Here is a 13,997-nt window from a genome sequence, read left to right as displayed (position 1 = left end):
GCCCGCTACCTACGCGACCGCCGGCTGGGCTTGCTGTCCGTCGCGCCGGCGAAGTACTCGGGCCCGTAGCCATAGCCGTAGCCGTATCCATAGCGGGACAGCTCCTTGACCGGCGACATGCTGAGCACCGTGCCGAGCAGGCGGGCGCCGACGGAGTGCAGGCGCTCGGTCGCGGTGCGCACCTCGTCGAGACCGGTCTCGCCGTGCTTGACGACGAGGATCGCGCCGTCGGAGATCGACGCGAGGAGCGACGCGTCGGTGACCGGGAGCAGGGGCGGGGCGTCGATCAGCACGACGTCGTAGCGGTGACGCAGCTCGGAGACCAGCGACCGCATCGCGTTGGTCTGCAGGATCTCCGACGGGTTGGGCGGGAGCGCGCCGCTCGCCAGCACGTCGAGTCCCGGCGTCGCCGCCTGCTGGAGCGCCGCATCGAGCGCGACGCGACCGACCAGGACAGTCGTGAGACCGACGGACTTCTCGATGCCGAGATACTCGCTGACTCGCGGACGACGCAGGTCACCCTCGACCAACGCGACCTGGGAACCGGCCTGCGCCAGTGCGATCGCGAGGTTGCACGCCGTGGTGGACTTGCCCTCCCCGGCCAGCGAGCTCGTGATCGTGATGACCTTGTTGTCGCGGTCGATGTCGAGGAACTGCAGGTTGGTGCGCAGGATGCGTACGGCCTCGAACCGGGGATGGTGGGTGCCGAGCGACGTGATGAGGGGCGTCTGGACGGCTGCCCGGTCGTACGCGATGGCGCCGAGCACGGGCGCCCCCGAGGCCTCCTCGAGCTCCGCAGGGCTGTGGATGCTGCGGTCGGCGGCGTTGCGCGCGGCGGCGATCGCGAGGCCGGCCAGCAGACCGAGCAGACCACCGAGCACCAGCCACGGCACGCGCGCCGGGCTCGACGGGTCGGAGGGTGGTGTGGCGTCCTCGACGACGGACGCCTTGAGCTCGGTGTCCTGGCCGCCGAGCCAGGCGACGAACGCCTCGGCGGCGGACTGGCTCAGGTCGACGGCCCGTTGCCGGCTCTCGTCATCTGCTGTCACCCGGAGCACGGATGTGCCGTGCAGGACCGTGGCGCGAAGGTGCCGGTCGACGGAACCGGTGCTGCCCGAGAGCCCGAGGTCCTCGACCACACGTGCGGCGGTGCTCCGGCCGCCGAGAACGTGCGCGTAGGACTCGACCGTCCGCTCGGCCACCGCGCCGGTGCTCTGACTGGCCGGCGGCGCAATGAGCACGTCGGCGTGCGCGGAGTAGCGTGGCGTCGCCAGATTGAGGTAGAGCACGGCCAGGCCGACACCCACGAGTGCCATCAGGATGAGGGTCGGCCATCGCCGGAGGACTGGCCTGACGACAGGGCGTTGACTCACCGGTCACTCCTCGTTCAGTCTGGGGGTTCAGGGGAAGATTACGACACCCGGTCGCGATCTCGTGGCTCATCGGCCGCTATGAGTTCACCCACATGTCTTGCGATTTGGCTGCGAACGTAACTCGTTGCATGCAGAATCGTTCTCAGTAGAGACAACCAGCCGCACATTCTGTCGCCGAGCATCCCCGAGGCCGAGAATCCATGGACTACACCCCCATCAGCACCAGACGCGTGATCCTCGCGTTTGCTGTGACCGGGTTCGTCGCCCTGGCCCCGGCGCTCTTCCTCGTGCTCCAGTCGCGACACCCCGGACCCCTGTCGCTGTTCGCTGACGACGATGGCGGCTACCGTGGGCTAGTGCTCGGTGCAGGGAGCGTCGTCGTCACGGCCTCGCTGGTCGGAGCACTCATGTTGCTGGCTGCCATTGGCCGGCGCGTGTTGCGGCGGCCGTCGCGCGCGTGAGCCTGCGCGTCGATCCGCCGGCCCTACGAGGACCAGGCGGAACGGGAGTGGATGTGGAGGCTTCGGTCGACCACCGGGGCACCGACTGGGAGCGTCGTTACGGACGCATCCTCGTCGTGTCCGACCTCGTCGTCCTCGCGTGGGTGTTTGCCACCGCGCACACCGTCTGGGCGGCCAACCTGCCCGATGACCAAGGGCTGCGCCCCTTCAGCTTCGGCCCCGTGGCGGCGTCGTTCGTCATCCTGCTGATGTGGCACGCGGTGCTGACCCTGGCCGGCACGCGCGACCTTCGCGTCTTCGGCGGCGGTCCTGAGGAGTACAAGCGCGTCCTCAACTCGACCCTCGTGGTCTTCGCCGTCATCGCCTTCGTCGGCTACATGATCGGCGCGCAGGTCCCGCGGACGTACGTCGCGGTGCTGCTGCCGTTCGGCTTGCTGCTGTTGTCGCTGAGTCGTTGGTCCTGGCGCCAGTGGCTCCTGGTGCGGCGCCAGCACGGACAGATGATCCACGACGCGGTCGTCGTGGGCAGCAGCGAGGCGGTCGATCACCTGGCGGCCGTCATCCTGCGCAACGCGGTCTTCGGCTATCGCCTCACCGCCGCCTGCGTCACCAGCGCCGACCCGCCCGACCACATCGCGGGCATCCCGGTGCTGGGCGGGGTGGACAGCCTGGCGGCCAAGGTCATGGGCGCCAACGTGGATGCCGTCATCATCACGTCGTCGGACGCCACGCACCCGGAGATGGTGCGACGCCTCGGCTGGGACCTCGAGGGCTACGACATCGAGATCATCGTCGCGCCGTCGCTGGCCAACATCGCGGGCCCTCGCGTCCACATCCGGCCGGTCGCCGGGTTGCCGCTCCTGCACGTGGAGCAGCCGTCCTACCGCGGTGCCCAGCGCTGGGCCAAGGACCTGGTCGATCGGGTGGGCGGCCTGCTCCTGTTGCTGCTGTTCTCACCCGTGATGCTGGCGCTCGCGATCGCGATCAAGGTGTCGAGCTCCGGCGGGGTCTTCTTCGTCCAGGAACGCGTCGGCCGAGACGGCAAGACGTTCGGCATGATCAAGTTCCGCAGCATGGTCGAGGGCGCTGACGAGATGCTGGGCGACCTGCAGCCCGACACCAGCAACGTCGTGATGTTCAAGATGCGCGACGATCCGCGAGTCACCCGGGTGGGCCGCTTCATCCGTCGCTACTCGCTCGACGAGCTGCCCCAGCTGTTCAACGTCCTCAAGGGCGACATGAGCCTCGTCGGCCCGCGGCCCCCGCTCGTCTCGGAGGTCTCCGGCTACGCCGCCGAGGCCCGCCGGCGGCTGCTCGTACGCCCGGGGATGACGGGTCCGTGGCAGATCTCCGGCCGGTCGGACCTCGACTGGGAGGAGACCATGCGGCTCGACCTCTACTACGTCGAGAACTGGTCCCTGGTCGGCGACATGCTGATCCTCTGGAAGACGTTCCGGGCTGTCGTGTCGTCGGCCGGCGCCTACTGAGTCGCATCACACGCCTCGTGAGTTTCACCGAACGCGTCGCCGACCGATACCGTGGAGCCCGGGCGCGTACGTTCTCACACGACCCCGGCATGCATGTGGCTGCCGGCGGGTTGCACGGGACTTGACCATCCGGTCCCGCGCCACCTATCCAGGAGCACCCATGACCACCACCGAAACCCCGCCCGAGTCGCCGACGTTCGCCGACCTCGGCCTCGTCGACACCCTCGTCGACCGGCTTGCCACGCTCGGCTACGAGACGCCGACCCCGATCCAGGCCCGCGCGATCCCGACGCTGCTCGAGGGCAAGGACGTCGTCGGGCTGGCGCAGACCGGCACCGGCAAGACCGCCGCCTTCGCGCTGCCGATCCTGCAGAAGATCGACCCGGCCAACACCAAGACCCAGGCGATCGTCCTGGCGCCGACCCGTGAGCTGGCACTCCAGGTCTGCGAGGCCATCACGGCGTACGCGACCAACATCCCCGGCATCCGTGTGCTGCCGGTCTACGGCGGCCAGGGCTACGGCTTCCAGCTGTCGGGCCTTCAGAAGGGTGCGCACATCGTCGTCGGCACGCCCGGCCGCGTCATCGACCACCTCGAGCGCGGCAGCCTCGACCTGACGTCGCTGGAGTACCTCGTGCTCGACGAGGCCGACGAGATGCTCAACATGGGCTTCGCCGAGGACGTCGAGCGCATCCTCGCGGACACGCCCGAGTACAAGCAGGTCGCACTGTTCTCGGCCACGATGCCCAAGCAGATCCGCTCGCTCGCCAAGAAGTACCTCCACGATCCGGTCGACATCGCGACGCCCAAGGCCACCACGTCGACCGCGACGGTCCGCCAGCGCTGGATCCAGGTCTCGCACCACCACAAGCTCGACGCCCTCACGCGCCTGCTCGAGGTCGAGACCGGCGACGGCATGCTGGTGTTCGTCCGCACCAAGTCCGCGACCGAGGAGCTCGCCGACAAGCTGCGCGGTCGGGGCTACGCCGCCGCCGCGCTCAACGGTGACCTCGTCCAGGCCCAGCGTGAGCGCACCGTCGCCCAGCTCAAGTCCGGTGCGATCGACCTGATCGTCGCGACCGACGTCGCCGCCCGCGGCCTCGACGTCGACCGCATCACGCACGTCGTCAACTACGACATCCCGCACGACACCGAGGCGTACGTCCACCGCATCGGTCGCACGGGTCGCGCCGGCCGCACCGGCGAGGCGATCCTGTTCGTCACGCCGCGCGAGCGCCGGATGCTGTCGGCGATCGAGAAGGTCTCCGGCCGCCCGGTCGAGGAGATGTCGGTTCCCACGGCCGAAGAGGTCAACGAGCGACGGGCCGGCCGGTTCGCCCAGGCCATCACGTCGAGCATGGGCTCGCCGTCGTTCCATGCGTTCCGCTCGCTCGTCGAGGAGTACGCCAGCGAGAACGACGTCTCGATGACGGACGTCGCCGCGGCGCTGGCGGTCATGAGCCAGTCGGACAAGGAGTTCTTCCTGCGTCCCGACCCGCCCAAGGCGCCGCCGCGGGCCCGTGACTTCGAGCCCCGCGCCAAGCCTGCGGGCTTCGGCCGGTCCGACCGGCTGCCCGCCGAGGGCGCTGCGGTCTACCGCGTCTCGGTCGGCAAGCGGCACAAGATCGGGCCGTCGGCGATCGTCGGCGCCCTGGCCAACGAGGGCAGCCTCAAGCGCTCCGACTTCGGCAAGATCACGATCGGCCAGGACCACTCGCTCGTCGAGCTCCCGGCCGACCTGCCGCCCGCGGTGTTCGAGGCACTCGCCAACACCCGCATCTCCGGCAAGCTCATCGACCTGCAGCCCGACTCCGGCCCGCCGATCCGGCGCACCCGCGAGGACCGCAAACCGTACAAGAAGAGTCACGAGAACCGGGCCTACCCGTCGAAGGCTCCGGACACCAAGAAGCCCTACAAGAAGAAGGCATCCGCCACCGACACGTCGGCGAGCGCTCCCGGCGGGCGGAAGCCGCGGCACAAGTGATGCACAGGCTCGACAACGCCTCGAGGGCGTACGACTGGGGCTCTCGCACCGACATCCCGCAGTTCATCGGCGGCGAGCCGGGTGAGCTGCCGCTCGCCGAGATCTGGATGGGCACGCACCCGCTCGGATCGTCGACGGTCGAGGGTCCCGACCGCACGATGCCGCTGGCCGAGGTCGCCGGCGAGCTGCCGTTCATGTTCAAGATCCTTGCCGCCGACCGTCCGCTGTCGCTCCAGGTGCACCCCAACGAGGCGATGGCCCAGGCGGGGTTCGCCGCCGAGGAGGCGGCCGGGGTGCCGCTCGACGCACCGCACCGCACCTACAAGGATCCGCACCACAAGCCGGAGATGGCGTACGCCCTGACGACGTTCGACACGCTCGTCGGATTCCGGCCGACGGCGGAGATCCTGCGGGTGCTCAACGGCATCGACACCCCGCTGGCGCAGAGCCTCGCGGAGGACCTGCATGCCGCTCCGGGCTTCCGGGGCATCGTCCGCCTCATCGAGCGCCTGCTGACCGAGGAGATCTCGGCGGCCGAGATCGAGCAGATCGTGGTGTGCTGCCGCGAGCTCGTCGACCAGGGCATCGACGTCAAGCGGGCCTACATCACGGCCGCCGAGATCGCCGACCACTACCCGGACGACGTCGGCGTCGTGATCTCCCTGACGCTCAACCGGCTGACCCTGCAGCCCGGCGAGGCGGCGTTCCTCGGCACCGGCATCATCCATGCGCACCTGCGGGGCATGTGCCTCGAGATCATGGCGGCGTCCGACAACGTGCTGCGTGCCGGACTGACCAGCAAGGCGCTCGACCCCGAGGGCCTCGTCAAGTGCCTCGACCGGGGCATGTCCCGGCTGGCCCGCGTGACGCCGGAGCCGTTCGGCTTCTCCACCGACGTGTTCAGCCCCGACGTCCGTGAGTTCGCCCTGGCGGTGAGCCAGTGCTCACGCGCCGAGCCCGGTGGCACGCTGCTGCCTTCGGCCGGCCAGCGCATCGTGGTGTGCACGGGCGGCGAGGTCGAGCTGGTCAACGCCGCAGGCGAGCGGCTCAAGCTCAGCCGCGGCGACTCGGTCTATGCCGGACCGGACGACGGTGACATCCATGTCGTCGGCACCGGCGAGGTTGCCCAGGCCTACATGCCGACGCCCGAGACGGTCGCCGGCGAGCTGATCGACCTGGTTCCGCCGTTCACCGAGCGCGAGCTCAGACGACGTCAGCGCGGCCGCGGTCCTTCAGCTGGCTGACGACGTCCTTGACCTGCTGCGCGTGCGCGCGGGTCGTGACGAGAAGCGCGTCGGACGTACGCACGACGACGACGTCGCGCAGCCCGACCACGGCGATCGTGGTGCCGTCATCGGCGATCGCCAGGCCGTCGGCGTCGACCCACACGGTGTCGGACGACGAGACGCCGCCCACGTCCTGGAGTGCTGCGTAGTCACCCACGTCGTTCCAGTCGAACGCGCCTGGCACGACCGCCATGCCGCCCTCGAGCGATACCGGCTCGGCGATTGCGTGGTCGATCGCGATCTTGGTCAGCGTCGGCCACACCTCGTCGAGCACCTGCTGCCGATCGTCGGTGGCCCAGGCGGTCGCGATCGCCGCGAGGCCGTCGTGGAGACGGGGCTGCAGGCGAGCGAGGTGCCCCAGCAGGACGTCCGTGCGGGTCACGAACATGCCGCCGTTCCAGCTGTGCACGCCACTGGCGACGTATGTGGCCGCGGTCGCGGCGTCGGGCTTCTCGACGAAGCGGGACACGGCACGCGCTGATCCGGCGTCGTCGATCGTGAGGTGCTCGCCGGACTCGATGTAGCCGAACGCCGTGGACGGGCCCACTGGCGTGATGCCGATCGTCGTGATGAGGCCGGTCGCCGCGACCGCGACGGCCTGGCCGATCGCCTCGGCGAACGACACCTGGTCGTCGATCACATGGTCGGCGGCGAACGAGCCGATGATCGCGTCGGGATCGGTGGCGCCGATGATCGCCGCCGCGAGGCCGATGGCCGGCATCGAGTCGCGGGGTGACGGTTCGACCAGGAGGTTCGTCAGGTCGGGCAGCTGCGCCCGGATCGCGTCGGCGTGCGCGGCGCCGGTGACGACATGGATGCGCTCGGGCGGGATCAGGTCGACCAGACGGTCCCAGGTCTGCTGGATCAGCGATCGGCCTGAGCCGTCGAGATCGAGGAGGAACTTGGGCCGGGACGCGCGCGACAGGGGCCAGAGGCGGGTGCCTGCGCCGCCCGCGGGGATCACGGCATGGAAATGGGCGAGGCTCACCGGCTCATCCTATGGGCCGGGGGTGTTGAGGCCGCCGACGGTCGTGATCGCCGTGGGCTCGCCGAGTGGCTGGGTCTCGGCGTCGAGCGCGACGACCGCCGTGAGCGCGTTGTGGTCGGAGACGGCGGGCCGGGCGTAGCTGCTGCCGGACAGGCGTACGAGCTGCTTCCAACCCAGCACCGTGAACTGCTTGGAGACGAAGATGTGGTCGACGTGGGCGCCCGATCGCGGTGTCCCGCCGTCGGGATAGCTGGTGTTGAACTCGGCGTTGATCGGGTTCTTCACGAGGTCGACGCTGTCCGTCATGCCGGCGGCGCGCATCTTGACCCCGGGGGAGTCGGCGCGGCGGTGCTTGCCGGAGTTGAAGTCGCCGGCGTAGATCACCGGCAGGCCCTTGTCGTTGATGCTCGCCATGCGCGCCAGCACGACGTTCATCTCGCGGGACCGGTGCGAGTCGTTGCCCTTGCCGTTGTCGAGGTGGATGTCGACGTAGTAGAAGATGCGGCCGGTCGCCTTGACCCGGAACTTCGCCCACGTCGTGTGGCGGCCGTCGCCGATCGCGAAGTAGCTGCCGCTGAGCTGGGTGAACAGCTTCGGCCGGTAGAAGATGTAGCGCGCCTCGGCGCCACCGCTCGCGCGGACGAACTTCTGCGAGCCACCGCTCCAGATCGCTTTCGTCGTCGCGCCGACCCGCTGCCCGCCGGACTCCTGCAGGCCGAAGATGTCGACCTTGTTGGCGTTGAAGAACGCCGCGCCGATGCGGGCTCGCCCGGCATAGCCGGAGCACTTCTCGGAGCACACGTTCCACGTGCCGATCTTGAACGAGGTCTTCCGCGGCATCGTGCGGAACGCGACGGGCTTGGCGAGCACACCGACCTGGTCGCCGTTGACCGGGCGCACGCGGAACCAGTAGGTCGTGCCGGCGGCGAGTCCCCGGCTCACGAACGTGTTGGCGCCGCGCAGCGTCCGGACCGTGATGACCTTCTTGGTGAACGCCTTGTCGCGGGCGATCGTGACGTCGAACTGCCTGGCGTTGGCGACCTTCTTCCAGCTCGCGCGTACGCCGTCGGCGGTGGTCTGCCTGATCCGGACGCCCGTGAGCGCCCCCGGCTTGAGGGTGAACCGCGCGGTGCGGGACGACCTGACCTTGCCGTCGCGGATCGCGTCGATGCGGTAGAACTGGTCGACGCCGGGCGTCGCGGAGCCGAGGTCGGCCAGCGTCACGCTCGTGCCCTGGGCCGGGACCTTGGTCGTCCTGGCCTTGGTCAGCGCCCGGTCGGCGCCGACCTTGACGACGTACGAGTCGACGTCGGTCGAGCCGTGCCATGCGAGCTTGACGCTCGTGGGTGACAACGGGGTCGCCGACAGCTTGCTCGGAGCGTCGAGCGAGTCGGGTTTCGCGACGGTGAGCACGAGCCCGGTCGCGAGGCCGCCCGCCACGAGCAGCGCGACCAGGCCGATCACGAGGCGGCGAGGATCACGTCTCCTGCGTCGGCCGGCGACGCGCGCGGTGCGGGAGGATCGCCCGGGCGGGTCGGCACGCCGACGCGGGGCGATCTTTCTTCGGGTGACGACGGGAGGCTCCAGGACGTACGAGGGTGTGCAGGTGGCTGAATTCTACGGGGTGGGCGGCGACCGTCGCTCGGACTCCAGGGATCAGCGGTTGAGCCGCACGTCCGTGATGATCGGACTGTGGTCCGAGGGAATCGGCCGGACCATCCGGTTGCCGCTGATCAGCGCGCCGTTGTCCCACGACAGCACCCGTCCTTCGTCGGGCCTGATCCAGACGTGGTCGACGTGGTCGCCCCACTTGTAGCTGATCCGTGGCACGACCTGGAAGTCGTTGTAGCTGTTGTGGTGCTGGCGCCGCAGCCGCATCGCCAGGTCGTACGCGTCGTAGTAGCCCTGGTGGTGGAACACGATCCGCAGGTCGTCGTTGGTCCGGTTCTTGTGCGAGTTGAAGTCACCGGCGTAGACGACCGGCAGGTTGCCGGGGTTGATCTCCTTCATGTGCTGCGTGAGGGTCGTGATCTCGGCGGTGCGCAGGACCGCCCGTGCCTCGCTGTCGCCCGAGACGGTGTGCACGTCGACGAACACGGTGGGGTCGCCGGTCTGCTTGTCGACCAGGACGGCCCACACGGCATAGCGGCAGCCCTGGCCGTGATAGCCGAGGTAGACGTATCCCTTGGTGCTCTGGGGCCAGGTGCGGTCGCAGCCTGCGGGGCTCGTGGCCGGTTTCGGGGGGATCGGCGTGGTCGGCGCCGCAAGGTCGAACCTCGAGGTCTTGTAGAGCAGTCGCTTCGAGCTCTTCTCGATCGCCTCGGTGTAGCCCATCTCGGCCGGCACGTTGAGGAAGATCGCCTCCTGTGCCGCGATCACGTCAGGCGAGTACGCCGTGATCCGGGCCAGGGCAGCGGGCTGGCGGGTGTCCCAGCCGGCGCACTTCTGCGAGCACACGTTGTAGGTCATGACGCGGTAGGTCGGTCCGTTGCCGGGCTCCATGCGCAGGATCGTGGCGTGGCCAACCCGTTTGGACCTCGCGCCGACCGCGTTGCCGTTGACCGCCCGGACCTGCACGAAGTAGGGCACCCCGCGCACCAGGCCGGTGAACGTCTTGCTCCGGCCGGTGACCGAGTAGCGCCGGGCGTTGGACATCGAGTAGCTGCGCGACAGATAGACCTGGTACGACCTCGCGTAGCGCGCGGCCGGCCAGTCGACCCGGAGGCCAGCTGTGCCGCTGCTGCGGGAGTAGCTCGCTGCGGTGAACGACACCAGGCCCACCTGGGCCGGCGTCGTCGATGCCGTCGCCGGTGGAGCGGCGAGGATGGTGAGCAGGAGAACGGCCGCGAGGCCCCCGAGAGCAGAACGCATGTCGCATCGTAGATCGCCGCGGGGCCATCCGTCCCGCGATCAGCGTCCGGGGATCGTCAGCTTCGCGCGGACGGGATTGTGGTCCGAGGCGAACGGCGTCGCGTACCAACGCCTGTCGTCGAGTGACACGATGACCCGCCAGTCGTTCACGATGATCGGCGCGTCGGCGAAGATGTGGTCGACATGGTCGCTGTGCCGCAGCGGCGGGTTGATCGCCTGGTTGGCACTGTTCCACGTCGCGCCGACCGGTGCGGTGGCCTCGACGAACGTGTCGGGGACGCCGGCCGCGGTGAACACCTTGAGCGGTGCGTCGTAGCCGCCGGGGTAACGGTCCTGGTCGGCGTTGCTCTTGTTGGAGTTGAAGTCGCCGGCGTAGACGACGAGCAGCTTGTCGGGGTTGATCGCCGCGACCTTGCTCAGCAGCACCTTGGTCTGCGCGGAGCGGAGGTCGTCGTTGGCCTTGCCCTTGTAGGGCTGGAGGTGCGCGTCGACCACGATGAAGTCGTTGCGGGTCGCCTCGTCACGCAGCTCGGCCCAGACGGCGTACTTCTTGTAGGTGCTGCTGAGGGTGATCGTGCCCGAGCGCAGCTTGTTGTACTTCGAGGTGTTGTAGAACAGCGACTTGGCGCTCTTGTAGGCCGCCAGGGCGAATCCCGGCAGCTCGGTGCCGAACCGGGTGTCCTCGTCGTGCGACTCCTGCGTCGCGATGATGTCGGCTCCGGTGCCACGCGCGATGCGCCCCGCGTACGCCTTGCGCGTCGTCCAGCGCTTCATGCCGTTGGCCCTCGTCACGCACTTGTCCTGGCCGCACAGGTTGTAGGTCAGGACGGAGATCTGGGCGGGCAGTGACGGCACCCGGATGCTCTTGACCGAGGTGAACCGGCCGTTGACGCCGTTGTTGGTGCCCCGCACGCGGTAGTAGTAGCGGGTGCCGAGCGTGAGCCCGCCCGGTGCGGCGTTCGTACGCTCGACGATGCGCGGCCGGAGCTGGTGCTGCATCGCGGAGTCGGTCGCGAGCTGCAGCTCGTACGCCTTGGCGTCGGTCGCCGCGCTCCATCGCACCTTGATCGACGTGTCCCCGTTGCGTACGGCCGAGATCGACCCGATCGGGCCGACGACGAGCGGCGGGAGGTCGAAGCCCTGCGGGGTCGTCGCCGACCTCGCCGTCCCGTTGTAGCTGTAGATCACGTAGTAGTAGTCGGTGTCGGTCACGGGGGTGAGGTTGCGGAACGTCAGCGTCCTCGCGGTCGTGCGCTGGCTCGTCCGGACACACGGGTCGGCCGCCACCCGCTTGAGGCACACGGCGTACTCGGTCGCGCCGGACGCCGCGCCCCAGCTGATCGTCGCGGTCGACCACGTGGCGGTGACCTTGGCGCCGGTGGGCAGGCCCGGAGCGGTGGCCGCGGAGCTGGGTGACAGGAGAGCCGTCGACAGGAGCGCGGCCACGACGGGCAGCATCAGCGTACGGCGGAGCAGGACGAGCATGAAGACAACCTCGCTGGTGGGGAAGGGGCCCGGCTGAGCCGACCAGTCCTACGAGAATAGGTGAAAACGCGCCGGAATTCGGGACCACGGCCGCTCGGCGCTCCGCGTGGTCTCCTAGAGTGGCCGACGTGGAAGTCCTTGCGGAGGTCGTACGTTCAGGGCTCGTGGAGAGCCGGCACCGGGGAATCGCAGTCGGAGTCGATCCGGCCGGCGAGGTGATCTGGTCGATCGGCGACCCGGGCACGGTCGTCTTCCCCCGGTCGTCCAACAAGCCGATCCAGGCGCTCGGCATGCTGCGCGCCGGGCTGCCGCTCGACGGCCGGCTGCTGGCGCTGGCGTCGGCGAGCCACTCCGGCGAGCCGTTCCACCTCGACGGCGTGCGCGAGATCCTGGCGTTGGCCGGGCTCGGCGAGTCGGCGCTGCAGACGCCTCCGTCGTACCCCTTGGACCCGCACGTGCACGCCGACTACCTGCGCAACGGCGGCGCGCGGGACCCCATCTGCATGGACTGCTCGGGCAAGCACGCCGCGATGCTGCTGACGTGCGTGACGAACGAGTGGACGATCGACGACTACCTCGATCCCGAGCACCCGTTGCAGGTGCAGATCACCCAGACGTTCACCGAGCTCACGGACGGGCCACCGGCCGTGGTCGGCGTCGACGGCTGCGGCGCCCCTTTGCTCGCGACGCCGCTCCAGCAGCTGGCTCGCGCCGTCGGCCGCATCGTGCAGAGCCCGACGGGCAGCCTCGGGGCACGACTCGTCGAGGCCATGACCGCGCACCCGGAGTACGTCAGCGGCACGACGCGTGACGAGCGCGACCTGATGCTGGCGTTCCCCGGGCTGGTCGCCAAGTCCGGCGCGGAGAGCGTCTACGTCGTGGGGCTGCCGGACGGCTCGGCGTACGCGATCAAGATCGAGGACGGGGGCGAGCGGCCCCTCTACGCCGTGATGGGCCGGGCGCTCGAGCTCGCGGGTCTCGACGCGGCGGTGCTGCACGAGCGGCCGACGATCCTGGGTGGCGGCAAGCCCGTCGGCGAGGTCCGAACCACGTTCTGACCTGCGGCGATGCTGTGATCGAGGTCGCAAGCAGCTCTGCTTGCATTTGCTAACTTTTGCAAGCACACTGGAGTCATGGCCAAGTTGAGCATGCAGAAGACCGTCGAAGGACTCGGCGACTACCTGCGTGAGCAGCGGGGTCAGGCACAGATGTCTCTCCGGCAGCTGGCCGAGCTCACGGATGTCTCCAATCCGTACCTCAGCCAGATCGAGAGGGGTCTGCGCCGACCTTCGGCAGAAGTCCTGCAGCAGATCGCCAAGGCGCTCAGGATCTCCGCCGAGTCGCTCTACGTTCGAGCCGGCATCCTCGATGCCGACGAGAGCGGAGCGCGGATGGTCGAGGACGCCATCGCCCTCGATCCCCGTCTCACGGAGCGTCAGAAGACTGCGCTGCTCGATATCTATCGCTCCTTCGTCGGCACTGACGAAGCGTCGGACACCGAGCTGGCCGCAACAGTGACCGAAGCCAATCAGGAGGAAACCACATGAGCACCATCACCGAGACCATCAACGCCCAGGTGAAGTCCATCGTCGACGACGTCAAGGCGCTGCCCGAGACGCTCAAGAAGGTCGACATCGCCGACCTGCAGAAGCAGGCTCAGGGCTACGCCCAGACCGCCGTCGTGACCGCCTCGAGCGCGTACGCCGACCTCGCCAAGAAGGGTGAGGAGCTCGTCGCCAAGGCCAAGAGCCTCAAGGTCGACGACATCAAGAAGACCGTCGACAGCAGCGTCGAGGACGTCACCAAGACGGCCAAGGGCTTCGCCGACGACGCCCAGAAGCGCGCCGAGCAGCTCGTGACCGACGCCAAGACGCAGGTCACCAAGGTGACCTCGAAGGCGCCGACCACGGCCCGCAAGGCTGCCGAGAAGGTCGACACGACCGTCAAGAAGACGCCCGAGCCGGCCAAGAAGGCCCCGGCCAAGAAGGCCCCGGCCGCCAAGAAGGCTCCGGCCAAGAAGGCGCCCGCGAAGAAGGCTCCGGCCAAGAAGGCCTGATCTCTT

The 13,997-nt window shown here is 69.1% G+C and carries 12 protein-coding genes; 7 read left to right on the top strand and 5 right to left on the bottom strand.

Features of this window, described 5'->3' with window-relative positions:
• Positions 1–5 precede the first annotated feature (5 nt).
• Positions 6–1,316 (bottom strand): tyrosine-protein kinase domain-containing protein, encoded by a 1,311-nt coding sequence (locus ESP70_RS13475; RefSeq protein WP_149689847.1) that lies wholly within the window; start codon positions 1,314–1,316, stop codon positions 6–8.
• Positions 1,317–1,573: 257 nt separating this feature from the next.
• Here ESP70_RS13475 and ESP70_RS13470 point away from each other — a divergent pair, with 257 nt between their 5' ends.
• From ESP70_RS13470 to manA, 4 genes are all read left to right on the top strand, one after another.
• Positions 1,574–1,834, top strand: coding sequence for a hypothetical protein (locus ESP70_RS13470; RefSeq protein ID WP_149689846.1), 261 nt, complete (start codon positions 1,574–1,576; stop codon positions 1,832–1,834).
• Positions 1,835–1,887: 53 nt separating this feature from the next.
• The gene (locus ESP70_RS13465) at positions 1,888–3,321 is read left to right on the top strand and encodes a sugar transferase (RefSeq protein ID WP_188110626.1); all 1,434 of its coding nucleotides are present in this window, start codon (positions 1,888–1,890) and stop codon (positions 3,319–3,321) included.
• A 160-nt stretch (positions 3,322–3,481) separates the two neighbouring features.
• The gene (locus tag ESP70_RS13460) at positions 3,482–5,305 is read left to right on the top strand and encodes a DEAD/DEAH box helicase (RefSeq protein WP_149689844.1); all 1,824 of its coding nucleotides are present in this window, start codon (positions 3,482–3,484) and stop codon (positions 5,303–5,305) included.
• Positions 5,305–6,549 (top strand): mannose-6-phosphate isomerase, class I, encoded by a 1,245-nt coding sequence (manA, locus tag ESP70_RS13455; RefSeq protein WP_149689843.1) that lies wholly within the window; start codon positions 5,305–5,307, stop codon positions 6,547–6,549. The genes ESP70_RS13460 and manA overlap by 1 nt, the downstream gene beginning before the upstream one ends.
• Here manA and ESP70_RS13450 read toward each other — a convergent pair.
• From ESP70_RS13450 to ESP70_RS13435, 4 genes are all read right to left on the bottom strand, one after another.
• Positions 6,509–7,579: a mannose-1-phosphate guanylyltransferase gene (locus ESP70_RS13450; RefSeq protein WP_223148735.1), complete on the bottom strand. Its 1,071-nt coding sequence runs from the start codon at positions 7,577–7,579 to the stop codon at positions 6,509–6,511. The two genes, manA and ESP70_RS13450, sit on opposite strands and share 41 nt — an antisense overlap.
• 9 nt (positions 7,580–7,588) lie before the next feature.
• Positions 7,589–9,043, bottom strand: coding sequence for an endonuclease/exonuclease/phosphatase family protein (locus ESP70_RS13445; RefSeq protein WP_149689842.1), 1,455 nt, complete (start codon positions 9,041–9,043; stop codon positions 7,589–7,591).
• 192 nt (positions 9,044–9,235) lie between these two features.
• Positions 9,236–10,450 (bottom strand): endonuclease/exonuclease/phosphatase family protein, encoded by a 1,215-nt coding sequence (locus ESP70_RS13440; RefSeq protein WP_149689841.1) that lies wholly within the window; start codon positions 10,448–10,450, stop codon positions 9,236–9,238.
• Between the two features lie 39 nt (positions 10,451–10,489).
• Positions 10,490–11,935, bottom strand: coding sequence for an endonuclease/exonuclease/phosphatase family protein (locus tag ESP70_RS13435; RefSeq protein ID WP_149689840.1), 1,446 nt, complete (start codon positions 11,933–11,935; stop codon positions 10,490–10,492).
• 128 nt (positions 11,936–12,063) lie between these two features.
• On the opposite strand from ESP70_RS13435, the gene ESP70_RS13430 reads away from it, so the two are divergent.
• The 3 genes from ESP70_RS13430 (at position 12,064) to ESP70_RS13420 (ending at position 13,991) form a co-directional block, all read left to right on the top strand.
• Complete coding sequence (locus ESP70_RS13430) at positions 12,064–12,993, top strand: asparaginase (protein WP_246162033.1); 930 nt, start codon at positions 12,064–12,066, stop codon at positions 12,991–12,993.
• Between the two features lie 75 nt (positions 12,994–13,068).
• Positions 13,069–13,482, top strand: a complete 414-nt coding sequence (locus ESP70_RS13425; protein WP_149689838.1) for a helix-turn-helix domain-containing protein — start codon at positions 13,069–13,071, stop codon at positions 13,480–13,482.
• Positions 13,479–13,991, top strand: coding sequence for a hypothetical protein (locus tag ESP70_RS13420; protein WP_149689837.1), 513 nt, complete (start codon positions 13,479–13,481; stop codon positions 13,989–13,991). The genes ESP70_RS13425 and ESP70_RS13420 overlap by 4 nt, the downstream gene beginning before the upstream one ends.
• Positions 13,992–13,997: the final 6 nt, after the last annotated feature.

The sequence above is a fragment of the Aeromicrobium ginsengisoli genome, from assembly GCF_004134905.2.
In the GTDB taxonomy this organism is placed as follows: domain Bacteria; phylum Actinomycetota; class Actinomycetes; order Propionibacteriales; family Nocardioidaceae; genus Aeromicrobium; species Aeromicrobium ginsengisoli.
Note: the sequence above shows the minus strand (reverse complement) of the source record. Positions and strands in the feature narration are given on the sequence as shown.

Coding starts and splice junctions, on each gene's coding strand:
- ESP70_RS13475 (WP_149689847.1), bottom strand. CDS start 1,316: ATGGCACTCGTGGGTGTCGGCCTGGCCGTGCTCTACCTCAATCTGGCG.
- ESP70_RS13420 (WP_149689837.1), top strand. CDS start 13,479: ATGAGCACCATCACCGAGACCATCAACGCCCAGGTGAAGTCCATCGTC.
- ESP70_RS13435 (WP_149689840.1), bottom strand. CDS start 11,935: ATGCTCGTCCTGCTCCGCCGTACGCTGATGCTGCCCGTCGTGGCCGCG.
- manA (WP_149689843.1), top strand. CDS start 5,305: ATGCACAGGCTCGACAACGCCTCGAGGGCGTACGACTGGGGCTCTCGC.
- ESP70_RS13440 (WP_149689841.1), bottom strand. CDS start 10,450: ATGCGTTCTGCTCTCGGGGGCCTCGCGGCCGTTCTCCTGCTCACCATC.
- ESP70_RS13425 (WP_149689838.1), top strand. CDS start 13,069: ATGGCCAAGTTGAGCATGCAGAAGACCGTCGAAGGACTCGGCGACTAC.
- ESP70_RS13470 (WP_149689846.1), top strand. CDS start 1,574: ATGGACTACACCCCCATCAGCACCAGACGCGTGATCCTCGCGTTTGCT.
- ESP70_RS13460 (WP_149689844.1), top strand. CDS start 3,482: ATGACCACCACCGAAACCCCGCCCGAGTCGCCGACGTTCGCCGACCTC.